This window comes from Pararhodobacter aggregans (assembly GCF_003075525.1).
GTDB classification, from domain to species: domain Bacteria; phylum Pseudomonadota; class Alphaproteobacteria; order Rhodobacterales; family Rhodobacteraceae; genus Pararhodobacter; species Pararhodobacter aggregans.
In genome coordinates, this window is record NZ_QDDR01000007.1 from 109,682 (window position 1) to 133,968 (window position 24,287).

General features: G+C 68.8%; 27 protein-coding genes. 15 read left to right on the top strand and 12 right to left on the bottom strand.

Annotated elements, in window-relative coordinates; translation table 11 throughout:
* Positions 1-193 precede the first annotated feature (193 nt).
* The gene (locus tag DDE23_RS14130) at positions 194-673 is read left to right on the top strand and encodes a CoA-binding protein (RefSeq protein ID WP_107752391.1); all 480 of its coding nucleotides are present in this window, start codon (positions 194-196) and stop codon (positions 671-673) included.
* Here the strand turns inward: DDE23_RS14130 and DDE23_RS14135 are convergent.
* Complete coding sequence (locus DDE23_RS14135) at positions 657-1,091, bottom strand: MarR family winged helix-turn-helix transcriptional regulator (RefSeq protein ID WP_107752392.1); 435 nt, start codon at positions 1,089-1,091, stop codon at positions 657-659. The genes DDE23_RS14130 and DDE23_RS14135 overlap by 17 nt on opposite strands.
* 107 nt (positions 1,092-1,198) lie before the next feature.
* Here DDE23_RS14135 and DDE23_RS14140 point away from each other — a divergent pair, with 107 nt between their 5' ends.
* Positions 1,199-1,627 carry an organic hydroperoxide resistance protein gene (locus tag DDE23_RS14140; RefSeq protein WP_107752393.1) on the top strand — a complete coding sequence of 143 codons (429 nt, stop codon included), beginning with the start codon at positions 1,199-1,201 and terminating at the stop codon, positions 1,625-1,627.
* On the opposite strand, the gene DDE23_RS14145 is transcribed toward DDE23_RS14140, so the two are convergent.
* Positions 1,624-2,412 carry an alpha/beta hydrolase gene (locus tag DDE23_RS14145; protein WP_107752394.1) on the bottom strand — a complete coding sequence of 263 codons (789 nt, stop codon included), beginning with the start codon at positions 2,410-2,412 and terminating at the stop codon, positions 1,624-1,626. The two genes, DDE23_RS14140 and DDE23_RS14145, sit on opposite strands and share 4 nt — an antisense overlap.
* A 79-nt stretch (positions 2,413-2,491) precedes the next feature.
* Here DDE23_RS14145 and DDE23_RS14150 point away from each other — a divergent pair, with 79 nt between their 5' ends.
* Positions 2,492-3,970 (top strand): NAD-dependent succinate-semialdehyde dehydrogenase, encoded by a 1,479-nt coding sequence (locus tag DDE23_RS14150; protein ID WP_107752395.1) that lies wholly within the window; start codon positions 2,492-2,494, stop codon positions 3,968-3,970.
* A gap of 123 nt (positions 3,971-4,093) precedes the next feature.
* Here the strand turns inward: DDE23_RS14150 and DDE23_RS14155 are convergent, their stop codons facing one another.
* Positions 4,094-5,320 carry an MFS transporter gene (locus DDE23_RS14155; RefSeq protein WP_202863264.1) on the bottom strand — a complete coding sequence of 409 codons (1,227 nt, stop codon included), beginning with the start codon at positions 5,318-5,320 and terminating at the stop codon, positions 4,094-4,096.
* A 76-nt stretch (positions 5,321-5,396) separates the two neighbouring features.
* Positions 5,397-6,872, bottom strand: coding sequence for a carboxylesterase/lipase family protein (locus DDE23_RS14160; RefSeq protein ID WP_107752396.1), 1,476 nt, complete (start codon positions 6,870-6,872; stop codon positions 5,397-5,399).
* 90 nt (positions 6,873-6,962) lie between these two features.
* Between DDE23_RS14160 and DDE23_RS14165 the strand changes: the two genes are divergently transcribed.
* Positions 6,963-7,901: a LysR family transcriptional regulator gene (locus DDE23_RS14165; RefSeq protein WP_202863265.1), complete on the top strand. Its 939-nt coding sequence runs from the start codon at positions 6,963-6,965 to the stop codon at positions 7,899-7,901.
* Positions 7,902-7,910: 9 nt separating this feature from the next.
* Here DDE23_RS14165 and DDE23_RS14170 read toward each other — a convergent pair whose 3' ends face one another.
* Positions 7,911-8,945 carry an MBL fold metallo-hydrolase gene (locus tag DDE23_RS14170; RefSeq protein ID WP_107752398.1) on the bottom strand — a complete coding sequence of 345 codons (1,035 nt, stop codon included), beginning with the start codon at positions 8,943-8,945 and terminating at the stop codon, positions 7,911-7,913.
* A 180-nt stretch (positions 8,946-9,125) separates the two neighbouring features.
* Here DDE23_RS14170 and msrA point away from each other — a divergent pair, with 180 nt between their 5' ends.
* Positions 9,126-9,632, top strand: a complete 507-nt coding sequence (gene msrA / locus DDE23_RS14175; RefSeq protein WP_107752399.1) for a peptide-methionine (S)-S-oxide reductase MsrA — start codon at positions 9,126-9,128, stop codon at positions 9,630-9,632.
* Positions 9,633-9,636: 4 nt separating this feature from the next.
* Here the strand turns inward: msrA and DDE23_RS14180 are convergent, their stop codons facing one another.
* The 3 genes from DDE23_RS14180 to DDE23_RS14190 form a co-directional block, all read right to left on the bottom strand.
* Positions 9,637-10,041, bottom strand: a complete 405-nt coding sequence (locus DDE23_RS14180; RefSeq protein ID WP_107752400.1) for a VOC family protein — start codon at positions 10,039-10,041, stop codon at positions 9,637-9,639.
* 25 nt (positions 10,042-10,066) lie between these two features.
* Complete coding sequence (gene phnF, locus DDE23_RS14185) at positions 10,067-10,780, bottom strand: phosphonate metabolism transcriptional regulator PhnF (RefSeq protein WP_107752401.1); 714 nt, start codon at positions 10,778-10,780, stop codon at positions 10,067-10,069.
* 94 nt (positions 10,781-10,874) lie between these two features.
* Positions 10,875-11,663, bottom strand: coding sequence for an exodeoxyribonuclease III (locus DDE23_RS14190; RefSeq protein ID WP_107752402.1), 789 nt, complete (start codon positions 11,661-11,663; stop codon positions 10,875-10,877).
* Positions 11,664-11,714: 51 nt separating this feature from the next.
* Here DDE23_RS14190 and DDE23_RS14195 point away from each other — a divergent pair, with 51 nt between their 5' ends.
* Positions 11,715-12,221, top strand: a complete 507-nt coding sequence (locus DDE23_RS14195; protein ID WP_107752403.1) for a hypothetical protein — start codon at positions 11,715-11,717, stop codon at positions 12,219-12,221.
* 303 nt (positions 12,222-12,524) lie between these two features.
* Here DDE23_RS14195 and DDE23_RS14200 read toward each other — a convergent pair whose 3' ends face one another.
* Positions 12,525-13,211, bottom strand: coding sequence for a response regulator transcription factor (locus DDE23_RS14200; RefSeq protein WP_107752404.1), 687 nt, complete (start codon positions 13,209-13,211; stop codon positions 12,525-12,527).
* A gap of 174 nt (positions 13,212-13,385) precedes the next feature.
* Between DDE23_RS14200 and ribA the strand changes: the two genes are divergently transcribed.
* Genes ribA through DDE23_RS14215 form a run of 3 tightly spaced genes read left to right on the top strand, consistent with a single transcriptional unit; the run spans position 13,386 to position 15,660 of the window.
* The gene (gene ribA, locus DDE23_RS14205; RefSeq protein WP_107752405.1) at positions 13,386-14,450 is read left to right on the top strand and encodes a GTP cyclohydrolase II; all 1,065 of its coding nucleotides are present in this window, start codon (positions 13,386-13,388) and stop codon (positions 14,448-14,450) included.
* A complete protein-coding gene (locus tag DDE23_RS14210) occupies positions 14,447-15,160 on the top strand; it encodes a hypothetical protein (protein ID WP_107752406.1) in 714 nt (237 codons plus the stop codon). The genes ribA and DDE23_RS14210 overlap by 4 nt, the downstream gene beginning before the upstream one ends.
* Positions 15,157-15,660, top strand: a complete 504-nt coding sequence (locus tag DDE23_RS14215; protein ID WP_107752407.1) for a L,D-transpeptidase family protein — start codon at positions 15,157-15,159, stop codon at positions 15,658-15,660. The genes DDE23_RS14210 and DDE23_RS14215 overlap by 4 nt, the downstream gene beginning before the upstream one ends.
* A 173-nt stretch (positions 15,661-15,833) precedes the next feature.
* Here DDE23_RS14215 and DDE23_RS14220 read toward each other — a convergent pair whose 3' ends face one another.
* The 3 genes from DDE23_RS14220 to DDE23_RS14230 all read right to left on the bottom strand — a co-directional run bounded on the left by DDE23_RS14220 (position 15,834) and on the right by DDE23_RS14230 (position 17,995).
* The gene (locus tag DDE23_RS14220) at positions 15,834-16,490 is read right to left on the bottom strand and encodes a YggS family pyridoxal phosphate-dependent enzyme (RefSeq protein WP_107752408.1); all 657 of its coding nucleotides are present in this window, start codon (positions 16,488-16,490) and stop codon (positions 15,834-15,836) included.
* 74 nt (positions 16,491-16,564) lie between these two features.
* Positions 16,565-16,873 carry a hypothetical protein gene (locus DDE23_RS14225; RefSeq protein WP_107752409.1) on the bottom strand — a complete coding sequence of 103 codons (309 nt, stop codon included), beginning with the start codon at positions 16,871-16,873 and terminating at the stop codon, positions 16,565-16,567.
* Positions 16,874-17,068: 195 nt separating this feature from the next.
* Positions 17,069-17,995 (bottom strand): porin, encoded by a 927-nt coding sequence (locus tag DDE23_RS14230; protein WP_107752410.1) that lies wholly within the window; start codon positions 17,993-17,995, stop codon positions 17,069-17,071.
* Positions 17,996-18,344: 349 nt separating this feature from the next.
* Here DDE23_RS14230 and DDE23_RS14235 point away from each other — a divergent pair, with 349 nt between their 5' ends.
* The 6 genes from DDE23_RS14235 to DDE23_RS14260 all read left to right on the top strand — a co-directional run bounded on the left by DDE23_RS14235 (position 18,345) and on the right by DDE23_RS14260 (position 24,282).
* A complete protein-coding gene (locus DDE23_RS14235) occupies positions 18,345-18,851 on the top strand; it encodes a DUF3576 domain-containing protein (RefSeq protein ID WP_107752411.1) in 507 nt (168 codons plus the stop codon).
* Positions 18,852-18,955: 104 nt separating this feature from the next.
* Positions 18,956-21,514 carry a leucine--tRNA ligase gene (gene leuS, locus DDE23_RS14240; protein WP_107752412.1) on the top strand — a complete coding sequence of 853 codons (2,559 nt, stop codon included), beginning with the start codon at positions 18,956-18,958 and terminating at the stop codon, positions 21,512-21,514.
* A 31-nt stretch (positions 21,515-21,545) separates the two neighbouring features.
* Positions 21,546-22,010, top strand: coding sequence for a hypothetical protein (locus DDE23_RS14245; protein WP_157958034.1), 465 nt, complete (start codon positions 21,546-21,548; stop codon positions 22,008-22,010).
* Complete coding sequence (gene holA, locus DDE23_RS14250; protein WP_107752414.1) at positions 22,007-23,032, top strand: DNA polymerase III subunit delta; 1,026 nt, start codon at positions 22,007-22,009, stop codon at positions 23,030-23,032. Before DDE23_RS14245 ends, holA begins: the two co-directional genes overlap by 4 nt.
* Positions 23,029-23,628: a nucleotidyltransferase family protein gene (locus DDE23_RS14255; protein WP_202863266.1), complete on the top strand. Its 600-nt coding sequence runs from the start codon at positions 23,029-23,031 to the stop codon at positions 23,626-23,628. The genes holA and DDE23_RS14255 overlap by 4 nt, the downstream gene beginning before the upstream one ends.
* 57 nt (positions 23,629-23,685) lie before the next feature.
* Positions 23,686-24,282 carry a glutathione S-transferase family protein gene (locus DDE23_RS14260; RefSeq protein WP_107752415.1) on the top strand — a complete coding sequence of 199 codons (597 nt, stop codon included), beginning with the start codon at positions 23,686-23,688 and terminating at the stop codon, positions 24,280-24,282.
* Positions 24,283-24,287: the final 5 nt, after the last annotated feature.

A 24,287-nucleotide genomic window follows, 5' to 3' on the forward strand; every position in this document is an offset into this window, starting at 1 on the left:
CGGCCAGATGGGGGCTGACACCGAATCGTCGCCTCGCGCTGGCAGGATGGCCGGGGCCGCGCCTGTCCCGGAGACCCGCGGCCGATACTGTCCCCCTCGTCCCTCTGCGCCCGGCCCCGTGCCGGGCGCCTTTTCTTTTCCCTTGTTTGCATTTTGCACGACGCTAAGTCTTGCCGGAGCGAAGGAGACCCGCATGACGCCTGCCGATGCCCCCGACGATACCGAGTTGCGCCGCCTGCTGCAGGGGATGCGTGTCGTCGGCGTTGTCGGCGTCTCGCCCAACCCGGTGCGGCCCAGCTATTTCGTGGCCCGCTATCTGGGGCTGCGTGGCATGCGGGTGATCCCGGTCAACCCGGGCCATGCCGGCGAGCCCTTGCTGGGCGCCACGGTGGTGGCCGGTGTGCGCGACCTGCCGGCCGAGGTGGATACGCTCGATGTCTTCCGCCGGTCCGAGCATGTCGCGCCCATCGTGCGCGAGGCGCTGGACCATCTGCCGGGGCTGAAACTGGTCTGGCTGCAGATCGGCGTCACCAGCGACGAGGCGCGGGCGATGTGCGCCGAGCGCGGCGTGGCCTTCGTGCAGAACCGTTGCCCCAAGATCGAGTATCAGCGCCTGTTCGGCGAGTTGCGCATGGGCGGGTTCAACACCGGGGTCATCAGCTCGAAGCTCTGAGCTTCAGCCGGTCCCTGAGCCCCTTCACCTGATCGCGCAGCGCCACGACCTCGGGCAGGCTCATGCCGGTCGCCTCAAGGAAACAGGCCGGGACATGCGCCGCCTTCTGGCGCAGCGCCTCGCCCCCGGGCGCCAGCGTGATGCGCACCTGCCGCTCGTCGGCCCTGTCGCGGCGGCGGGCGATCAGCCCGGCCGCCTCCATCCGCTTGAGCAGCGGTGTCAGCGTATTGGTCTCCAGCGCCAGCTGCAGGCCGAGGGCGCCGACGGTCTGGTCGTCCTGCACCCAGAGAGCCGAGAGCACGAGGTATTGCGGATAGGTCAGCCCCAGCGGATCCAGCAGCGGCTTGTAGGCCGCCTGCATCGCGTGCTGGGCGGAGTAGAGCGAGAAGCAGAGCATGTCGACGGGGGCGATGGGCATGCCTCAGAGATAAGTCGCGCACGATAGAAACGCAAGCGATTGACAGCCGGCCCGACTCGCGGTAGTTATATCGCACACGACATAATCGGAAACGATAGGAGAGCATGATGAGCGTCGACGTCAAATACCGCACCGAAGCCACGGCCACCGGCGGCGGCCGCAACGGCAGCGCCAGCCTCGCCAGCGGCATGCTGACCATGACCATGGCAACCCCGAAAGAGCTGGGCGGTTCCGGCAAGGGCCACAACCCGGAAGAGCTGTTCGCCCTGGGCTATGCCGCCTGTTTCCTCGGCGCCATGCGCGCCGCGGCCAGCATGCAGAAGCTGGGCACGGTCCCGGACAATGCGACCGTGACCGCCGATGTCGGCATCGGCCCGCGCGGCGATGGCGGCTTCGGCATCGCGGTCGAGCTGAAGATCGCCCTGCCGGGGGTCGAGCCCGAGCTGGCGCAGAAGATGGTCGATGCCGGGCATTTCGTCTGCCCCTATTCGCACGCGACCAAGGGCAATATCGACGTGACCCTGACGCTGGTCTAATCCAGCAGGGTCTGGATCAGCAGGCTTTCGGGATCGGCCAGTTCGTCGATCACGTCGAAATGGTGCCGCCCCGGTGCGACATGCCAGGGGCAGGCCCATGCCTCGCTGAGCGTCCGGGCCTGCCACAGGAAGCTGGGCCGCTCCTGCCCGCCGACCCACACCGTGCAATCGACATCCCCGCGTTTCGCCAGAAGCGCGGGGCTTTCGCGTTCCGCTTCGGCCGCGTCGAGGGCAAGCTTGGCGTTCATCCCGGTCTGCCTGAGCGGGTTCAGATCCGCCAGCGGCGAGATCGGCACCACCCGGGCCAGCCGGTCGCCCCAGTCTGCCCGGCGGTCGGTGCAGGCCATCCGCGCCGACAGATGCCCGCCCGCCGAATGGCCGGTCACCACGATCGGCCCGTCGACGATGGCCGCTGCGGCACCGATCGCCGCCTCGACCTCATCGGTCATCTGGTGGATCCGCCCCTCGGGCGCCAGCGTGTAGCCCGGCATCGCCACCGCCCAGTCGCGGGCGAGCGCGCCTGCCGCCAGATGCGACCACACCGACGGGTCAAAGGCCATCCAATAGCCGCCGTGGACGAAAACCATGAGCCCGGCCACCGCACCCTCGGGCAGGAACAGGTCGAAAGTCTGGCGCGGCGCGGGCCCATAGGCTACACCCAGCCTTGCGCGGTCCCCCAGCGCGGCGCGGAAGGCCCCGGCCTCGGCCGCCCAGCGCGGCGGGAACGACCCGGCGTCGGGAATGAAATCGGCGTTAGCATAGGCCAAGCTCAGGTCGTCGTGCACTTTGCCTCATTCCTTGCGTTGTTAAGTAATTCATGCTCAGGTCGCTCCGCCCCCGGACCGGCCGAAGGAGGACAAGACCATGCTGGACCAGACTACCGACCTGCGCAGCCTTCTCAAGGACCCATCGCTATTGGAAACCCGCGCCTTCGTGGCGGGCGAATGGGTCGCGGCCGATGACGGCAAGACCTTCGCGGTGACCAACCCCGCCCGCGGCGACGTCATCGCCGAGGTGACGGACCTGAGCCGCGGCGAAGTCGCCCGCGCCATCGCCGCGGCCGAGGCGGCGATGAAGGACTGGGCGAAGCGCACCGGCAAGGAACGCGCGGCGGTGCTGCGCAAATGGTACGATCTGATGGTCGAGAATGCCGACGATCTGGCCACGATCCTGACCGCCGAGATGGGCAAGCCGCTGGCCGAGGCCAAGGGTGAGATCCTCTATGGCGCGGCCTTCGTCGAATGGTTCGGCGAAGAGGCCAAACGCATCTATGGCGAAACGATCCCCGGCCATCTGCGCGACAAGCGCATCACCGTGCTGAAGCAGCCGGTCGGCGTGGTGGGCTCGATCACGCCCTGGAACTTCCCCAATGCGATGATCGCCCGCAAGGTCGCCCCGGCGCTGGCCGCGGGCTGCGGGTTCGTGGCGCGTCCTGCGGCGGAAACGCCGCTCTCGGCGCTGTCGATGGCGGTGCTGGCCGAACGCGCGGGCGTGCCGAAGGGGCTGCTGTCGGTGGTGACCTCGTCGCGGTCCTCGGAGGTGGGCAAGGAATTCTGCGAGAATCCGGCGGTGCGGAAACTGACCTTTACCGGCAGCACGGAAGTGGGGCGCATCCTGCTGAAACAGGCCGCCGATCAGGTGATGAAATGCTCGATGGAACTGGGCGGCAACGCGCCCTTCATCGTCTTCGACGACGCCGATCTGGATGCGGCGGTCGAGGGCGCGATGATGTCGAAGTTCCGCAACAACGGCCAGACCTGCGTCTGCGCCAACCGGATCTATGTGCAGGCCGGGGTCTATGATGCCTTTGCCGAAAAGCTGCGCGCGGCGGTCGAGAAGCTGAACGTCGGCGACGGGCTGGAGAATGGCGTGACCACCGGCCCCCTCATCAACGCCAAGGCGGTCGAGAAGGTCGAGGAGCATATCAAGGACGTGCTCGACCACGGCGGCGCGCTGATGACCGGCGGCAAGCGGCACGCGCTGGGCGGGACCTTCTTCCAGCCGACCGTGGTGACCGGCGTCACCCAGGACATGAAGGTCGCGCAGGAAGAGACCTTCGGGCCCCTCGCGCCGCTCTTCCGGTTCGAGACGGAAGAGGAGGCGATCCAGTATGCCAACGACACGATCTTCGGTCTGGCCTGCTATTTCTACGCGCAAAACGTCGGCCGCGTGACCCGGGTGCAGGAGGCGCTGGAATACGGCATCGTCGGCGTGAACACCGGGATCATCTCGACCGAGGTGGCGCCTTTCGGCGGGGTCAAGCAATCGGGCCTTGGCCGTGAGGGCTCGCACCACGGGATCGAGGATTTCCTGGAGCTGAAATACGTCTGCCTCAGCATCTGAGGATCGGACGAACCGACAAAGGGGGGCTGTCTCGCCCCCCTTTTCCCTGCGGCCCTGCGTTGGTTTTCCGGCCGTTCGCGCCTGACAGCGATGCGGGCCTTTCACCACCCTCGCGGGGTCGGTTCAGGCCGTGGCGGTTGCTCCGCTGCGGGTGGTGGCCGAGACGCGGTAGATCACCAACAACAGCACCAGCGACAGCGCCGTCGGCAGCGCGGTCATCAGGACGAAGCTCTGCGGCGTCCAGCCGAGCCCTACCATGATCCCCCCGACCGCCGGTCCGGCGATGGAGCCGATACGCCCGGCCGCGGCGGCATAGCCGATGCCGGTGGTGCGCAGGGCCGGCGGGTAGATCGCCACCGAGATCCCCGATTGCCCGCTGAGGCAGGGCAGCAGCCCCAGCCCCAGTCCGAAGACCAGCGGCAGCAATTGCGCGGGCGCGAAATGACCCAGCGAGAAGACCAGCACGGCGGCGATGGTGAACAGCGCGTAGCCGATCAGCGTGCGGGCGATGCCCCATTTCGCCACGAAGAAGATCATGACGATCCCGCCGACAAGGCCGCCCATCGCAAAGGCGGCGGCGCTGGCCGGGACCTGTTCGGGCGGCAGGCCGATGCCTTGCAGCAGCGTCGGGATCCAGAACAGCAGCGCATAGGCATTGACGAAGATCACGAAGGCGAAGGTCCAGAGCAGAACCGTCGGCAACGCCAGACCCGGACCGAACAGCGCCTTCACCAGGCTGGTCCCGGCACCGGGCGCCGCGGCGGCGATGCGGCCCGGGATCAGGGCCAGGATCACCGGGATCATCAGCAGCGGCAGCACTCCGCCGACATGGAACACCGCCTCCCAGCCATAGGCGGCGATCAGCGGCCCGCCCAGGATGCCCGCCAGCACACCGCCCGTCGACAGGCCCAGCGCGACCAGCATGGCGATGCCGGTGCGGTGGCGTTGCGCCACCACCGACGAGGCGACCGCCACCGCCACCGGCAGCGCCGCCCCCAGCCCGATGGAGGTGACGAAGCGCAGCACCGACAGCATGACGATCCCGCCCGACCACGCCGTCGCCAGCGTGCCGAGGCCGAAGAGGGCGGCGGCGAGGATCATGGCCATCCGCTCGCCCAGCTGGGCCGAGACGCGGCCGGCGATCAGGTAGCCGACCACCGCGCCGAGGCTGGTGGCGAGGAAGGCGGGCGCCATGGCCGAGGGATGCAGCCCCCAGAGCGCGGCCAGACGGGGCGCCACGAAGGTGATGGAAATCGTGTCCAGCCCGTCGAGCACGACGAGGATGAAGCAGGTGACGATGATGGCAAGGCGCGCGCTGGCGCTGCCGGGTGGCGAGGCGATGTCGGTCATGGGTTCCCCGTTGCTGGTTGATGTGGGTGCCGCGTTCGGGCGCGGTCTCGTCTTGGCCCCCCGCAGGCGGGCGGCGTCAGTCGCAGAGGCGGGTGGCCGTGGTCAGCCGGTCGATCTGCAGGATGGTGCGGTCCGGCCCGAAGGCGGGCCAGGGCGGCAGGGCCGGACCGCAGGGGCTGCCGCTGCGGGCAAAGGCGGCGATGGCGCCCTGAAAAAGGGTCGAGAGGCCCTCGACTTCGGCCCTGTCGGCGCCGCGGACCATCGGCATGGCCTGCCAGAGCGCCGGGGTGCCGAAGAGGAAGGGCAGGTCCAGACAATGCCCCGCCCCCAGCCCCGGCATCGGCGATTGCCAGTCGAAGCGATAGGCGTGGCTGGCGCCCTGCCCGTGCCGCACCTGCGCGGCGGCGACTGTCCAGGCGGCGGCGCCGAAATCCAGCTCGCCGCGCAGGTCGATGACCAGCGTGCGCGGCGTGGCCGGGCTGCGACGGGCGCGGGCCCGTGCCAGCCGCTGCGGCGCCTCGGCTCCGTATTCGCGGGTGAAGAGGGCGACAAGATCGGCCTCGGTCAGCGTGTCGAGCGGGCTGCCCGCCATGTGGAAGGACGCGTGTTCCTCCCGCGTGACGCCGATCACCACCGGACACCAGGCACCGGCGCCCTCGGCCAGCGCCTCGAGCGGGTCGCGGGGGATCAGCTCGGGGTCCAGCACCGGCATGAAGGGCGGCGTGATAGTGCCGGGCTCGGCGGGCGGCGGGGCCTTGCGGCCCAGCGCCTCGAGCGCCGCCAGCAGATCGCCGACCGGCGCCCGGCGCAGCGGCGCCAGATCCCCGGGCGCGCCGCCCAGTTCCCGCAGCAGGGCGTGACGGATCCCGGCGGCCTCGGCCGGGATCCTGAGGCGGATGCCCAGCGGCGCGCTCATCAGCACCGCCTTGTCGAACAGCGACGGCCCCAGCGGCAGGGCCATGAAGGCGGCGATGGAAAAGGCCCCGGCCGATTGACCGATCGCCGTGACATTGCCCGCGTCCCCCCCGAAGGCGCCGATCGCCCGCCGGATCCAGCGCAGCGCGGCGATCTGGTCGTGCAGGCCGGGATTGAGCGCGCCCTCTTCCTCGACCGGCAGGAAGCCGAAGATGCCCAGCCGGTAGCTGATCGTCACCACGACACAGCCGGTCGCCCGGGCCAGCGCCGCGCCGTCGTAACAGGGCATCGAGCCGCCGCCGGTCATGAAGGCGCCGCCGTGGATGAAGGCGAGCACCGGGGCGGGGGCGCTCAGCCCCTCGGGCTGCCAGATGTCGAGATGCAGGCAATCCTCGTCCTGCGCGCAGTCGTAGACCCCCATGACGCCGTCCAGCCGCGAGGGCAGTTGGGGCGGCACCGGGCCGGGCCGGGTTGCGTCGCGGATGCCGGGCCAGACCGGAGGCTCGGTCGGGCGCGCGAAACGCTCGACGCCCAGACGCGGCTCCGAATAGGGGACCCGGTGAAAGCTTGTGACGCCCTCGGCGGCGACGCCGCCGAGGCTGCCGAAAGGGGTCTGGCGGAGAATCTGGTCTGGCATCGCTGGCGTCCGGTCTGTGGTCGATCCCCTGACGATAGCGATTCATTTCCCGCGGATACCGGTTATGATCGGGCAACGAGATGCCCGAATATGGACGGTCAAATGCTGGGTCTGGACGACATGTACCTGTTTCGCAGCATCGTCGATTGCAACGGGCTGAGCGGCGCCGCGCGGCAGCTGTCGATCCCGCGCTCGACCGTCTCGCGGCGCATCGCCGATCTGGAGAAGCGACTGGGCGCGCAGCTTTTCCTGCGCAATGCGCGGGAGTTCACGCTGACCAATTTCGGCGCCGAGTGCTACACGCATTGCGCCCGGATGGCGGTGCAGGCCGACCGGGTGCTGGCCATGGCCGAGCGGGCGCGGAAGACCCCGGTGGGCACGCTGCATGTGGTCTGCCCGCCGGTGCTGGCGGCGATGCTGCTCGACGGGATCGCGGTCGAGTTCGCCGAAGCCTCGCCCGAGGTGCGGCTGCATCTGGAGGAAACCGCCTCGATCTACGACCCGCGCACGGTGCGGGCCGATCTGGTGATCTACCCGGCTTTCGGCGACCTGCCCGATTCCTCCTTGGTGGCGCGCAAGCTCTTCACCTCGCCCTATCAGCTTGTGGCGCATCCCGACCTCCTGCGCGCCCGGCCCATCGAGACGCCCGAGGATCTGAAATCCGTCCGTTGCCTGGGGCTGGGCGGGCGCGGGTCGGAATGGCGCTGGGTGCTGAAACGGGGGCGCGAGCAGGTCACCCATCGCTTCGATCCGGTGTTTTCCAGCACCCTGCCGACCGGGCTGCTGCAGGCGGTGCAGCGGGGATTCGGCGTGGCCTCGCTGCCGGTCTACCTCTGTGCCGCGGAACTGCGGGCCGGACGGCTGGCGCCGGTCCTGCCCGAGTGGAAACCGACGCCGGTGAAATTCTATGCGATCTATCCCAGCAGCGGCTCGCTGACCGCGGCGACGCGCAATTTCCTCGACCTTCTGGTCAAGCGCCTGCCCGAGGTGCTGCGCGAACGGCCCGAGAGCCTGCTGTTCCTCGGCTGAGGGGCGGGGTCAGCGCGCCGCCTCGACCCGTTCGATGCCGTTGTGGCTGCGCTGATGCAGGTCGCCACGGTAGATCATGTAATTGACGTGGGCGTGGACCTCGTTGAAGGTGAAACCCAGCTGGTGCACGTCCTGCACCTTGGGGAACAGGAGCGGCACCAGATCGGCCACGCTTTGCGGCTTTGCCGTGCAGGCCTCGGCGATCCGGGCGCAGCGCTCGACATGATGCGCGGCCAGTTCGCGGGTGCGTTTGTGCAGGCCGCGGAACGGCAGGTGATGCCCGGGCAGGACCAGCGCCTCCGCGTCGACCTCGCGCTCGATCATCGCCAGCGAGCGCAGGAACAGGCCCAGCGGGTCGCCATCGGGATCCACGGCCCAGACGCTGACATTGGGGGTGATGCGGGCCAGAACCTCGTCCGCGGGCAGGAAGATGTTGGCGGCCCGGCAATGCAGCATGACCTGTTCCTGCGCATGGCCTTCCGAGGTCATCACCTCGAAATCGCGCCCGCCCATGGTCAGCCTGTCGCCCTGCACCAGCCGCCGGAAACTGGCGGGCAGCGGCGTCACCATGCGCAGATAGCCGTGGCCCAGGGTCAGCACGGCATCGGCCACATCGCGGCTCATGCCATGGCTGCGGTAGAAATCGCGATAGGTCTGCGCCTCCATCGCGCCGGGGCTGAGCGAGATGTTGACGCAGCCCAGATACGAGCTGAGGCTGGTCTGCAAGGGCACGCCCAGCCGGTCGCAGAGCCATCCGGCCAGCCCGATATGGTCGGGATGGTGGTGGGTGACGATCAGGCGGCTGAAGCGCGCACCTGCCAGCGGGCCCGCCAGCAGCGCCTCCCAGGCGGCGCGGCAATCCTCGTCGCCGATGCCGGTGTCGACGATGGCCCAGGCGCCGCCGTCCTCGATGAAATAGACGTTCACATGATCCAGCCGGTAGGGCAGCGGCAGCCGGGCCCAGAGGATGCCGGGCGCGACCTCGATCACGGCGCCGGGCGCGGGCGGGTCGGCGAAGGGAAAATCGAGGGCGATATCGGGCATCGGAGGGCTCGCGTTCGGCGGGATTGACCGAGCTATAGACCCGTCCCCGGGGACAATGAAGCCCGGACGTCCGGTCATCCTCCCGTCATCGCCCCTCTGGCCAAGCGCCCTGCGAGACCCCACATTGAGGGGCATCGCGGCCCGGATACCGGGCCGCCGCGATCAACAGGAGGATCAGCGATGAGCGAACGCGCCGTACTGGCGGGGGGCTGTTTCTGGGGCATGCAGGATCTGATCCGCAAGCTGCCCGGCGTCACCGCCACCCGCGTGGGCTATACCGGGGGCGATGTGAAGAACGCCACCTACCGCAACCACGGCACCCATGCCGAAGGGATCGAGATCCTGTTCGATCCCTCGGTCATCAGCTACCGGCGGCTTCTGGAATTCTTCTTCCAGATCCATGACCCGACCACCCCGAACCGGCAGGGCAACGACCGCGGCATGAGCTATCGTTCGGCGATCTATTATACCTCGGCGGAGCAGGCGCAGGTGGCGCGGGACACCATCGCCGATGTCGAGGCCTCGGGCCTCTGGCCCGGCAAGGTGGTGACCGAGGTCGAGCCGGTGGGCGATTTCTGGGAAGCCGAGCCCGAGCATCAGGATTATCTGGAGCGGATCCCGAACGGCTATACCTGCCATTTCCCGCGCCCGAACTGGGTCCTGCCCCGGCGCAACGCCGCCGAATAGGGCCTCAGGCGGCGACGGCCGGGTCGTGGCGGTGAAAGACGCAGGCCAGCTTGTTGCCGTCCGGGTCGCGCAGATAGGCGACATAGAAGCCCGGGCCATAGGCGGGGCGGGTGCCCGGCGCACCCTCGTCCCGCCCGCCTGCCGTCAGGCCCGCGGCGTGCCAGTCGCGGACCTGCGCCGCGCTCTCGGCCTTGAAGGCCTGCATGGCGCCGTTGCCGGGCGTGGCGGGCGCCCCATCGAAGGGCGCTGTCAGCCACAGGCCGAAGCCCTGATCGTAATCCCGGCCCCAGGCCACCCAATCCTCGCTGCCGGTATCGAGGCGGGGTTGCCCCAGCACCCCCATGATCGCGTCATAGAAGCGGGCCGCGCGGGGCAGGTCGTTGGTGCCGAGGGTGGTGTAAAGCAGCATCAGCCGTCCTTTCGTCAGAACAGGATCATTCGGGGATCACGCTGAGCGTCACGCGCTCGCCCGCGAAATGGATGATGCCGTATTCGACCGGCACGCCCTCGGGGTCGGTGTTGACCGATTCCGCCCGCATCACCGGGGCACCCTGACGGATCTGCAGATGCCCGGCCAGCAGCGCATCCGCCGCCGCCGCGGTCAGCCGCGTCCAGGCCCTGAGGTGGTCCGGCACGCCGCAGAGCGCAAGCGAGGCGGTGACGCCCTCGCCGGCGCGCAGGGGCGCCTCCAGCCCCGCCAGCCGCTCGCCCGGAAAGGCCGAGCGGAAATGGCCGATCACCGTCCCGTCGGACAGCGTCAGCCCCTCGACCCGCAGCACCGGCGCGCCGGGGGCAAGGGCCAGCGCCTCGGCCTCGGCCGGGCTGGCGGCGGCGCGGTCGATGCTGAGCACGCGGCGCCCCGGCACCCGTCCGGTGGCCGAGAGGGCGTTATGGAACCGCATCCGGCGGGTGAGCGGGTATTCGGTGGGACGGGCGGCGACGAAGACCCCGGCGCCGCGACGCGAATGCAGAAGGCCTTCCTCGGCCAGCGCGGCCAGCGCCCGGCGCACGGTGTGGCGGTTCACGCCGAAGCGGGCGGCAAGCTGGGCCTCGGTCGGCAGGCGATCGCCGGGGCGGTGCCCTTCGGCGATCTCCTGCCGGAGCCGCCCTTCGATCTGCTGCCAGAGGGCCCTGTCCGTCCCTGCCATGGAATGCCGCGCGCCGCTGTTGGGGTGGGGTTTCCCGGTTATAGGCGCCGGGGCCGGGCCTGCCAAGGCGCTGCCCGGCAGGCCCGGCGGGGGCTCAGAGGTCGAAGCTCGCCAGCACCGGGGCGTGGTCGCTGGGCTGCTCCCAGCCCCGCACATGGCGCAGCACGGTCGAGGAATGCCCGGCATTGCCGATATCGGCCGAGGCCCAGATGTGGTCCAGCCTGCGCCCCTTGTCGGCCGCGTCCCAGTCGGGCGAGCGATAGGACCACCAGGAATAGAGCTGGCCTTGCGGAATGTCCTGGCGGGTCACGTCGACCCAGCCACCGGCCTCGCGCGCGGCCTCGAAGGCCTCGACCTCGACCGGCGTGTGGCTGACGACTTTCAGCAGCGCCTTGTGGTTCCAGACGTCATCCTCGCGCGGGGCGATGTTCAGATCGCCCACCAGGATCGCCTTCTCGGGGCGGGAATCGCGGAAGAGGGTGCGCATCTCTTCGACGTAATCCAGCTTGTGGCCGAATTTGTCGTTGAGCGTGCGGTCGGGGATGTCGCCGCCGGCGGGGACATAGCAATTGTGGACCGTCACGCCGTTCGACAGCTTTGCCGCGACATGGCGCGCATCGCCCTTCTGGCACCAGTCGATATGGCCCGCATCCTCGATCGGCAGGCGCGACAGGATCGCCACGCCGTTGTAGCCCTTCTGCCCGCGGGCAACCATGTGGCCGTAGCCCAGCGCCGCGAAATCGGCGAGCGGGATCTTGTCGACCGGGCTCTTGCATTCCTGCAGGCACAGCACGTCCGGCGCGTGGTCGATGAGGAACTTTTGAACCAGAGGGCTCCGCAAACGGACAGAATTGATGTTCCAGGTAGCGAGGGTGAAGCTCATGGGGTTTCCTTTCCCCTTCCCTCTACACCGCCCCTCGTTTCGGAGAAACCCGTGACCGACCGTCCGACCCGCCGCACGATCCTTATGGGAGGTCTTCTTCTGGGAGGTTCTGGCCTTCTGGGCGGCCTGGCTCTGGGGCTTGCGCCCCTCGCCGCGCCCGCCGCCTCGGAAAGCGTCACGCTGACCCGCAACGGTGAGAGGCACGAGCTGACCATCGACCCCGCCACCCGCGGCTTCCGCACCAGCTGGGACGGCGGCGACGGGAGCTATCGCTTCAACATCGACGCCGAGGGGCCGGACGGCACCTACAGCGTCTCGGGCACGGTCGAGGACGGGCAGGCCGGGGACGGCTTTCTCTTCGCGCCGGGGCTGCCGGGGCTGGGCAATGCGCCGGGCGTGACGCTGCGGCTGTCGCGGCTGCTGCTCAGGGGGTCGAACCTGCGGCTGAGGGGCGTGGCGGAAAGCGCCGAGGCCGGGATCCGCGTCGATTTCGACGTGACGCTGGCGCCCCTGAACTTCGCCCCCACGCCCGCGCCCTCGACCGGCCCGCTGGACTGAGGCCCGCCCCCGGGAAAAGAGAGGCCCCGCGCAGGATCTGCGTCGGGGCCCAAGTCCAACAGGGAGAGATCATCAGATAAACCTGCCTGCCGGATGTGGCTTTGATGCAGATCAAGCCCGGGCGGCAGGGTCATGCGCGGCGGGCGAAAAAAGGCCCGGGCAAAGCCCGGGCCAGTCCAACAGGGAGGAGCGTGTCATGACCCCGACACGCAGGGGAGGGAAAACCTCTGACAGTCACAGCCTGCCAGAAGAATCTTTATACCGGGTAAATCCGGCAACAATCCGACCCCGGCCGGGAAACAGTCACGGGACCAGCCGGTAGCCCCCCGGTTCCGTCACCAGCAGCCGGGCGTTCGAGGGGTCCGATTCGATCTTCTGCCGCAGGCGGTAGATATGCGTCTCCAGCGTGTGGGTGGTCACCCCTGCGTTGTAGCCCCAGACCTCGTGCAGCAGCACCTCGCGCGGGGCCAGCCCATCCGGCGCCCGGTAGAGAAACTTCAGGATGTTGGTCTCCTTCTCCGTCAGGCGGATCTTGCGCTCTTTCGGATCGACCAGCATCTTCTGCGCCGGCTTGAACTGGTACTCGCCCAGCTGGAAGACGGCGTTTTCCGATTGCTCGTGCTGACGCAGCTGCGCCCGGATGCGGGCCAGCAGCACCGGGAATTTGAAGGGCTTGGTCACGTAATCATTGGCGCCCGAATCGAGGCCCAGGATCATGTCCGCGTCCGAATCCTGCCCGGTCAGCATGATGATCGGGCATTTCACGCCCGCCTTGCGCATCCGCTTGCACAGCTCGCGCCCGTCGGTAGCGGGCAGGCCCACGTCCAGGATCACCAGGTCGTATTGTTCCTCGCGCACGCGCTCCATGCCCGAGGCGCCATCGCCGGCCTCGAACGTGTCGAAATCCTCGGTCGCGACCAGCTGCTCGGCCAGCGCCTCGCGCAGGTCCTCGTCATCGTCCACCAGCAGGATCTTGTTCAGTTTTCCCATCACTCGGGTCCTCGTCGTTCACGGGGTCTTCACGGATAAGGTGTTGCAGCGCAGCGAAAGGTTCAAGCAAGGGCGGGTTTTCTCACGCGGACGTGTCGCCATACCGGGTTATGTTTCAATTTCCCCCCGGGTGTCTTACATCCTCGGGTGAATTGTTTCAGACCGCAGGCGGATATGTCGCTCACTCCCGGCCCTCTCGAACGCCTGAACCGTGCCCGCGCCGACCTACGCGTGGGCCTGCCCGTGGTCCTGACCGATGGCGCCGAGGTGGCGCTGGTCGCCGCGGCCGAGACGCTGGATGCCGACCGGCTGGCCGCGATCCGGGCGCTGGGCCAGCCGGTGGTGGCGCTGACCGCGCATCGGGCGGCGACGCTGAAGGCGCGGGCCTATGACGGCGATCTGGCGCGGATCCTGCTGCCCAAGGGCGAGGGCGTCGCCTGGATAGAGGCCCTCGCCGATCCGGCCGACGACCTGACCCATCCGATGAAGGGCCCGCTCCTCAGCCAGCGTGAGGGCCGCGCCGACCTGCACCGCGCCGCGCTCCGGCTGGTGAAATCGGCGCAGCTTCTGCCCGCGGCGCTGGTGGTGACCGGTGTGACGGCGCCCGAGGGGCTGACGCAGCTTTCCGCCGCCGAGACGGCGACGCCCGAGACCCGCCTCACCCCGGTGATCGCCGCCCGGCTGCCGATGCGGCTGGCCGGCGCCGGGCGGCTGCATGTCTTCCGCCCCGAGGATGGCGGGATCGAGCATTACGCGGTCGAGGTCGGCCGCCCGATGCGCGACACCCCGGTGCTGGCGCGGCTGCATTCGGCCTGTTTCACCGGCGACGTGCTGGGCTCCCTGAAATGCGATTGCGGCCCGCAGTTGCACGCGGCCCTTTCGGCGATGCACGAGGCCGGATCGGGCGTGCTGCTCTACCTCAACCAGGAGGGGCGCGGCATCGGCCTTGCCAACAAGATGCGCGCCTATTCGCTGCAGGATCAGGGCTTTGATACGGTCGAGGCCAACCATCGCCTCGGTTTCGAGGATGACGAGCGCGATTTCCGCCTCGGCGCCGAACTCCTGCGCAAGATGGGCTTTTCACAGGTGCGGCTGCTGACCAACAATCCCCGCAAGGTGGCGATGCTGCAAAAAGGCGGCATCGAGGTGGTCGCGCGGGTGCCGCTGCAGGTCGGCCTCACGGACGAGAACGCCGCCTATCTGGCGACCAAGGCCGCCAAGTCGGGGCACCTCTTGTGACCGGCGGGGTGGTGGTCATCCTCGGCAGCGCACCCGCCGCGGTGCAGGCTGTCGACTGGCCCCGCCCCCTGCCCGGAACGCTGCTGGCGATCAACAACGCCTGGCGGATCTGCCCCGACTGGCAGGTGCTGATCCACCCCGAGGACCTGCCGCCGGACCGTCTGCCCGGCAGGCTGGATCCCGGCCAGCGCATCGTCACCGCCGCCGAGTATGTGCCGGTGCAGAACCGCTACGGCGGCTTCCTCCTTGCCGGGGCGACCATGGCCTTTACCGCCGGTTACTGGGCGCTGGGGGCGCTGGAGCCCCGGGTTCTGGCCTGGTTCGGCTGCGATCTGGTCTATCCCGCCACCGGCCCCACGCATTTCTATGGCACCGGCCAGCCCGACCCGCTGCGCGCCGATCTCTCATTGCGCAATCTCGAGGCGAAATCCGCCCGCCTGCTGCTGCTGGCCGCCGCCCGGGGCTGCGCCTGCGTGAACCTCTCGGCGGGGGAAAGCCGTCTGGTCTTTCCCCGCAGCACGCTGGCCGCGCTCGCCAACGAAAGACCCCTCGCCCCGCCCGACCTCGCCGCCCCTCTGGCCACCGAGGCGCGGCTCGGCTACGACACCCCGACCGGGCGCTACGATCACGTGGCCCGGCGCGTCGACCTGACCGAACTCGACGCGCTCGACACGACCTGGCTGTCCCTGGCGAAGGAGATCCTGCGCTGAGCCCCGACGACCTGCTTCTCACCCGCCTCGGCCTGCGCTTCCGGCGCCGCCTGATCCCCTGCACGCTGGGCCGCGGCGGCATCACCCGTGACAAGCATGAGGGCGACGGCGCCACGCCCGCCGGGATCCTGCATGTGACGGGGATGCTCTACCGCCCCGACCGGCTGAACGCCCGCGCCCTGCCCGGCTGGGCACAGCCGATCGGCCTGCGGGACCTGTGGTGCGACGACCCGGCGCATCCGGCCTACAACCTGCCGGTCCGCGCCCCGTTCAAACCCAGCCATGAAAGCCTGCGCCGGGCCGATCCGCTCTATGACCTGATCCTGACCACCGACTGGAACTTCCCCGAGGCCATCCCCGGCAGGGGCTCGGCCATCTTCCTCCATAGCTGGCGCCGCCCCGGCTACCCGACGGCGGGCTGCCTCGCCTTCGCACGGTCGGATCTTCTCTGGATCGCGCAGCGCGTGACGCCGGGCGCCCGGATCCTGATCCGCCCCTGAGCTCTTCTTTGCGCTGGAAATATCCGCGGGCGTGAGGGCCGCCCGGACGAGGCGCCTGTGGCGCGTCGTCAGGCCCGAACGCCCGGAGCGAAAGCGGAGGGCCGGCGGGGGGCCGACGGCCCCCCGGCGCGGCGAGGGGGCTCGATGCCCCCGAGCCGCGCCCCCTGCGGCCCTCAGACCGGCGCCACCCGGGTCCCGAAGATCGCCGAGCCCACGCGCACATGCGTGGCCCCCAGCGCCACCGCCGTCTCGAAATCCTCGGACATGCCCATCGACAGGCCGCTCAGCCCGTTCCGCGCCGCGATCTCGCCCAGCAGGCGGAAATGCGGGGCCGGGTCCTCGTCCGCCGGGGGGATGCACATCAGCCCCGCCACCGGCAGTGACAGGGCGCGGCACCGGGCGACCAGCGCATCGGCCTCGCCGGGCAGGACGCCCGCTTTCTGCGGCTCCTCGCCGGTGTTGACCTGCAGGAAAAGCTCGGGGCAGCGGCCGATCTCGTCGGCAAGGCGCGCCAGCGTCTCGGCCAGTTTCACCCGGTCCACGGAATGGATCGCGTCGACCATGCCCATCGCCGCCCGGGCCTTGTTGGATTGCAACGGCCCGATCAGGTGCAGCGAAATCCCCTCGTAGCGCGCCTGGAAATCCGGCCAGCGGCCCTGCGCCTCCTGCACCCGGTTTTCGCCGAAGATCCGCTGACCCGCCGCCAGCACGGCCTCGACCCGCTCGGGCGGCTGCACCTTGGACACGGCGATCAGCGTGACCGAACCCGGCGCGCGCCCGGCGCGGGCTTCGGCGGCGTGCAGCCGTTCGGTGATGGATTGCAGGGACATGGCCTTACCTCCTCCGCGCCAGGATCAACGGGCGGTTCGGGCCGAAAGAGCCACAGCAGGCCGGAAAAGGAAAGTCAGTTCCGCCGGTCGGCAGCGCTGGCGCGCGATTCGAAGGGCGAGAGGGGGCGACGGTCGGGATCGAGATTGCCGAACATCACGCCCAGTTCGAAGCGAAAGCGCATCCCGTTGTCGGCCTGGTGGTCGATCGTCGTCGTATACCGCCCCTCGAACAGCGGCTCGGCCTGACCCCGGCTCGCCCCCGGACCCTGCGTATAGGCGACGCCGAAGCGCCCCTGGATCGAATGCGAGACATCAGCCAGCGCAGGCCCTGAAAGGGCCAGAGGCAAAAGCGCGGACAGGAGGCCGGAGAAAGAGGGTTTCATCAGTGAAATCGCGTTTGTTTTGAAAACGCTATCACGCGGGCACCCGGCCGGGAAGGCACGCGGCCGTGATGGGCGGAGTCTTGCCGATCCGGTGACAACCGCACGCTGTGGCCCTACCCCGGAAACCTGGGAGGCTTGGCCAAAAAACAAAGAGCGGGCCTGAGCCCGCTCTTTGCCGATCCGGTAGGAACCGTATCAGAAGTTGAACGCAACACCGACTTCGGCGCGGGTCGCGTCGTTGGTGCGCTCGATGCCGGCGGCAACGCGAGCACCACCACCCAGGCCGTACGAGTAGCCGAGGCCGTAGGTGTTGTCGTTGGTCGCAACAACGCCGTCGACATAGCGGCCGACGTAGCCGTTCAGAGTGCCACCGCCCAGAGCGACGTTACCGCCGATGATCCAGTTGGTGCCGGTGTTTTCAACACGGGCGACGATGGCGCTCACGCCCCAGCTGCCGCCATTGTAGGCGCCGGCGATGGTGCTGATCGAGGTGCCAGCGGCGTAGCCGGCGCCCGAGGCGTTGGCGTAGCCAGCCATGACGCTGAACTGACCGAAGGTGCCGCCGACGGCGATTTCGGTACCGGCGTTGGCACCGAGCCAAGCGCGGTCATGCGACACGTGCACGTAGTAGCCGTTGGCCTGGTACTGGACCGCAACGCGCTGGTTCGGACCGGCCGGCCCGGGCAGACCGTTCGAGGTCTGGCCTTGCGGGATCGCGAACATGCCAGCCGAGCTGCCGACGAAGGTGCCGCCGGTGTAGCCAACGGTCTGGGCGCCGACGAGGCGGGTCTGGATCGCACCGTCCTGGTTGCCGAAGGTCAGGCGCAGGCCGTTCGATTCGACCCAGACGCGCGACGAAGCCAGCGCACCAGCGTAGGCCAGGCCGTTGTTCATGCCCGACTGGGTACGAACGAAGGCGCCGAAGGTCAGGCCGTGGTCAGCTTCGATCGCGACGTTGAACTGCAGACGCAGACGGTTTTCCATCACGGTGGTCGAAACGCCAGCAGCGGTACGGGTGTAGACGAGACCCATACGGCCGTTACCGTTGATGGTCACGCCTTGAGCGTGGGCCAGACCAGCCGACAGGGCCAGGGCGGTCGTAGCAAGAAGAAGCTTTTTCATGGTTTCCCTCGTTGACGTAAAATCTTGCCCACCTTGCCAACAAGCTGGGTCTTGCTCTGTTTCGTTTTTTCGTTGGCTCAATGCAAGTTCACCGCCAAGCCCGTCCAAACTCTGCCGTTTTGTGGTGCAGATTTGCCACGACACCCCGGGACGCCCCCGGGACCGGCCCAAAACTCCCCTCCTTCTCGCGCGCGCGGGCGCAGGCACGCCGAACGGAGGTCACGGCCCGGTGCGCGGGGAGCAAAGCGCTTGTTCGGATCGCGCCGCTCGGCTAGACACGGCCCGACCGGACGCCGGGCAACAAGGGGCCCGCCGTTCAGAAAGACCGCGCGAGGATCAGGAGCGACGGATGGTGGAAACACGGGTGACACGACGGTCGCTGCTGGCGCTGGGCATGGCGGGCGCGCTGGCTGGCTGCGGCGGCGGCGGGCTGTTCGGCGGCGACAACTCGGGCGACCGCGCAGCGGCAGAGCGCGAATCCCTCCGGCAGCGCCAGACCGAGACCGGCACCACGGATTCGATCTGGAACCTCTTTTCGAATCGCGAGGACCCCTCGACCGTCCTGACGGTGAACCGCTATATCTGGACCGCCGCGCTGGAGACGCTGGATTTCCTGCCGGTCGAGCAGGTTGATCCCTTCTCGGGCGTGATTACCACCGGCTTCGGCACGCCCCCCGGCGGCGGGCGCCCTTACCGCGCCACCATCGCCGTGACCGATGCCGCGCTCGACGCGCGCTCGCTCAACGTGGCGCTGATGACCCGCAACGGCCCGGCCAGCGCCGAGACGGTGCGCGCGGTGGAAAACGCCATCCTGACCCGCGCCCGGCAGATCCGCATCCGCGAGCTTGGGCTCTGATCCCCTAGGCCCGGACCGATTCGGCGGGCTGGAATCCCCGCCCGCAGCAGAGTAAGACACGGCCGGGCCCCGAAAGCCCGGCCTTTTCATTTCAGGAAACGCGCATGTCCGCTGACGCCCGCTATTCGCCGCAAGAGATCGAGCCCCGTTGGCAAGCCGCCTGGGATGCCGAGGGCTGCTTCGCCGCCAAGGCCGACCCGGCGCGCCCGAAATATTACGTGCTGGAGATGTTCCCCTATCCCTCGGGGCGCATCCATATCGGGCATGTGCGCAACTACACGATGGGCGATGTGGTGGCGCGCTACAAGAAGGCGCAGGGCTTCAGCGTGCTGCATCCGATGGGCTGGGACGCCTTCGGGATGCCGGCCGAGAATGCGGCGATGGCCGAGGGCGGGCATCCGGGCACCTGGACCTACAACAACATCACGGTGATGAAGGGGCAGATGAAGCCCCTCGGCCTGTCGATCGACTGGTCGCGCGAATTCGCCACCTGTGACCCCGAATATTACGGCCAGCAGCAGGCGCTGTTCCTCGACATGCTGAAGGCGGGCCTCGTCTATCGCAAGAATGCGGTGGTCAACTGGGACCCGGTGGACATGACGGTTCTGGCCAACGAGCAGGTCATCGACGGCAAGGGCTGGCGTTCTGGCGCCGAGGTCGAGCGGCGCGAACTCACGCAATGGTTCTTCAAGATCTCGGATTATTCCGAGGAATTGCTCGATGCCATCGACGGGCTGAAGGACTGGCCGGAAAAGGTGCGCCTGATGCAGGCCAACTGGATCGGCAAGTCGCGCGGGCTGCAATTCGCCTTCGACCGCACCGATGGCAAGGGCCAGATCGAGGTCTATACCACCCGCCCCGACACGCTGATGGGCGCGAGCTTTGTCGGCATCTCGCCCGACCACCCGCTGGCCAAGGAGCTGGCGGCGGGCAATCCCGCCCTGCAGGCCTTCCGCGAGGAATGCGCCAAGGGCGGCACCACGGCGGAAGAACTGGAAACCGCCGAGAAGAAGGGCTTCGACACCGGCCTCACGGTGACCCATCCCTTCGATCCCGATTGGCAGCTGCCGGTCTGGGTCGCCAACTTCATCCTGATGGATTACGGCACCGGCGCCATCTTCGGTTGCCCGGCGCATGACCAGCGGGATTTCGAGTTCGCCACCAAATACGCGCTGCCGATCCCGCCGGTCTTTGTGGAAAAGGACGCGGGGGAAGCCCCGCTGACCGAGGCCTTCGTGCCCGCCAAGACCGAGCCCGTGCGCTATGTCCGCCTGCTGGCCGGGGACGCGGTGCAGACCGGCGAGGCGGCGGTCGATGCCGCCATCGCGCTCTGCGAGGAAAAGGGCATCGGCCAGGGCGTGACCAAGTTCCGCCTGCGCGACTGGGGCCTCAGCCGCCAGCGCTATTGGGGTTGCCCGATTCCGGTGATCCATTGCGACGCCTGCGGCGTGGTGCCGGAGAAAAAGGAAAACCTGCCGGTCCGCCTGCCCGATGACGTGACCTTCGACAAGCCCGGCAACCCGCTGGACCGTCACCCGACCTGGCGCGATTGCACCTGCCCGACCTGTGGCGCGCCCGCCAAACGCGAAACCGACACGATGGACACCTTCGTCGATTCGTCGTGGTATTTCGCGCGCTTCACCGCGCCCCATGCCTCGACGCCCACCGACATGGCCGAGGCCGAGTACTGGATGAACGTCGACCAGTATATCGGCGGCATCGAACACGCGATCCTGCACCTTCTGTATTCGCGCTTCTTCGCCCGGGCGATGAACAAGACCGGCCACCTGCCGGTCAAGTCGATCGAGCCGTTCAACGCGCTGTTCACGCAAGGCATGGTCACCCATGCCATTTTCCAGACCCGCGACGCGAAGGGCCGCCCGGTCTATCACTTCCCCGAGGAAGTCGACTTGCGGGACGGCAAGGGCTTCCTGAAAGACGGGCGCGAGGTCGAGATCATCCCCTCGGCCAAGATGTCGAAGTCGAAGCGCAACGTGGTCGATCCCATCGCCATCATCGAACAATTCGGCGCCGATACCGCGCGCTGGTTCGTGATGTCGGACAGCCCGCCCGAGCGGGACGTGGAATGGACCGCTGCCGGGGCCGAGGCCACGCACAAGCACCTCGGCCGGGTCTGGTCGCTGGGCGAGCGGATCGGGGCGATGGACGCGGCGGCGCCGGGCGAGGGCGACGACGACCTGCTGCGGGCCACGCATCGGGCCATCGACGACGTGACGCGGATGATCGAGGGCTTCGCCTTCAACAAGGCCATCGCCAAGCTCTATGAATTCACCAATATCCTGAGCCGCTCCAAGGCCTCGGGCGCGGTGCAGAAACAGGCGGCGCGGGTGCTGGCGCAGCTGATGTCGCCGATGACGCCGCATCTGGCCGAGGATCTGTGGCATCGCCTCGGCGGCGCGGGGCTGGTGATGCTGGCTCCCTGGCCCAAGGCGGACCCGGCGCTGCTGGTCGACGACATGGTCACGCTGGCCGTCCAGTTCAACGGCAAGCGCCGGACCGAGATCACCGTGCCCAAGGACGCCAGCAAGGAAGAGGTTGAAAAAGCCGCGCTGGCCGACGAAGCTGTCATCCGGGGTCTGGCAGGTGCCACGCCCAAGAAGGTGATCGTGGTGCCGGGGCGGATCGTGAATGTGGTGGTCTGAGACCAAGGGCTTGAACCGGCGGGGCTTCCTGATGGCAGGGGGCCTCATGGCGCTGGCCGGTTGCGGCTTCCGCCCGGTCTATGGCGAAGGCGGCGCGGGCCGGGTGCTGCAGAACGCGGTGCGCGCCGACGATCCCGTCACCCGTGCCGATTTCCAGTTCCTGCACGCCTTCGAGGAACGGCTGGGCCGTCCCGCCGCCCCGCGATTCGCGCTGTCCTACCGGATCGAGACGCGCGAGGACGGCGGCGGCGCGGTGAAGGACTTCGGCGACACCCGGATCCAGGTCTTCGGCACGCTGCATTTCACCCTGACCGAGATCGCCACCGGCGCCACGCTGGCCGAGGGCCAGGTCGAGGGCAACACCGCCTATTCCACCACCGGCACGCAATTCGCCAGCTCCACCGCCGCCGAGGATGCCGAATTGCGGCTGATGCGGATGCTGGCCGACTCGCTGGTGACGCGGCTTTACACCGAGCCGGGCCTTCCCGCGGCATGAAACTCTCGCCCCGCGATGCGGCGGGTTTTCTGAACCGCCCCGATCCCAGGGTCCCGGGACTGCTGATCTACGGCGCCGATGCGATGCGGGTCAGCGAACGGCGGGTGACGGTGGTCAGCGCCCATGTCGGCCCGAACGCGGACACCGAGATGCGGCTGACGCGGATGCCCGGCAGCGATCTGCGCCGCGACGCCGCCGCCGCAGTCGATGCGCTGAAAGCGCAGGGCTTCTTCCCCGGGCCGCGCGCCGTGGTGGTGGATGACGCGACCGATACCGCGGCCGAGGCGCTGAAGGCGGCGCTGGCCGAATGGGCCGAGGGCGACGCGCTGCTGGTGGTGACGGCGGGGGCGCTGACGCCGGGCTCGAAACTGCGCAAGCTCTTCGAGGGGGACAAGCGGGCGCTCTGCCTTGCCGTTTACGACGATCCCCCGGGAAGGGCCGAGATCGAAGGGATGCTCCGCGCCGAGGGGCTGGGCGATGTGCCGCCGCAGACGCTGGGAGATCTGGTGGCGCTGGGGCAGCTGCTGGAGCCCGGCGATTTCCGCCAGACCCTGACCCGCATCGCGCTTTACAAGCTGAACGATCCGCAGCCGCTGACCCCGGCCGAGGTCGCCCTGCTGGCCCCGCAAAGCAGCGAGGCGGACGTTGACGACATCATCGAGGCGCTGGCCGAGGGACGCGTTGCCGACCTCGCGCCGATCCTGTCGCGGCTGGCGGCGCAGGGGGTGACGCCGGTCACGATCTGCATCGCCGCCACCCGCCACATGCGGCTTCTGCACGCGCTGCTCAGCGCGCCGGGGGGGCCGTCGCAGGGGATCGGCACGCTGAAGCCGCCGGTCTTCGGCCCCCGCCGCGACAAGCTGCTCAGGCAGGCGCAGCGCTGGACCCTGCCCCGGGTCGAAGAGGCGCTGAAGGATCTGACCACCACCGACCTGACGCTGCGCTCCACCACGCGGGCGCCGTTGCAGGCGGTGGCCGAACGCGCGCTTCTCAGGCTGGCGCGGATGGCGGCGCGGCGGTGAGCCATCTGCGGCTGAAGGGCGCGGACCCCGAGGTCCAGCGCGCCGCGCTCCTCGGGATCGTGGGCGACAGCCCGGTCTTGATGCGGACCCTGCATCTGGCCCGGGACATGGCGCTGCCCGATTGGTGGCTGGTCTCGGGGGCGATCTACGGGCAGGTCTGGAACGCCCTGACGGATCGACCCGAAATGCACGGGGTCAAGGACATCGACCTCTTCTATTTCGACCCCGACACCAGCTACGCGGCCGAGGACCGGCAGATCCGCCGCGCCGCCGCCCTCTTCCCGCCCGCCCCGCCGGTGGAGCTGCGCAATCAGGCGCGCGTGCCGCTCTGGTATCCGGCGCATTTCGGCAGGACCTATCCGGCGATCCGGACCTCGGCCGGGGCCATCGACCTTTTCGCCTGCACCACCCATTGCGTGGGGCTCAGGCTGGAAGCGGACGACAGCCTGACCCTGTACGCGCCCTACGGGCTGGAGCCGATCTTCGCCTTCCGGCTGGAGCCGAACACGCGGCTCGACAACCGCGCCACGCATGCGGCCAAGGCCGAGCGACAGCAACGTCACTGGCCGGAACTGACGGTGATTCCCTGGCCATAGGCTTGCGGGCACCCGGGGCGCGTGTCTTGATGCGGCAACGCCAAGGGAGGACGCAAGATGACCCAATACACGCTGATCGGTGCCGCCAGCACCCGCGCCGGCCGCGCGCTGTGGATGCTGGAAGAACTGGGCGTGCCCTATGAGCATGTCGGCGTGAAGCCGCATGCCGAGGAAGTCACCCGCCACTACCCGCGCGGCAAGGTTCCGGTCCTGCTGGTCGATGGCGAGCCGCTGACCGATTCGACGGCGATCATCCAGTATCTGGCCGATGCGCATGGCCGCTTCACCGCCGCCGCCGGAACGCTGGACCGGGCGCGGCAGGATGCGATGCTGCACCTGCTGCTGGACGAATTCGACGCGGTGCTCTGGACCTCGGCCCGGCACAGCTTCATCCTGCCCGCCGAGCGCCGGGTGCCCGAGGTGAAGGATTCGCTGCGTTGGGAATTCTCGGTCAACCAGGCCTCGCTGGTGCGGCGGATGGGTGAGCGGCCCTATGTCACGGGCGACGATTTCACCGTGGCCGATATCGTGCTGGCGCATTGCCTGATCTGGGCGCGGGCGGCGAAATTCGAGATCACCGAACCGGCGCTGCAGGACTATGCCAGGCGCATTGCCGAGCGTCCGGCCTTCCGGCGGGTGTTCATGAAGGGCTGAGCCCG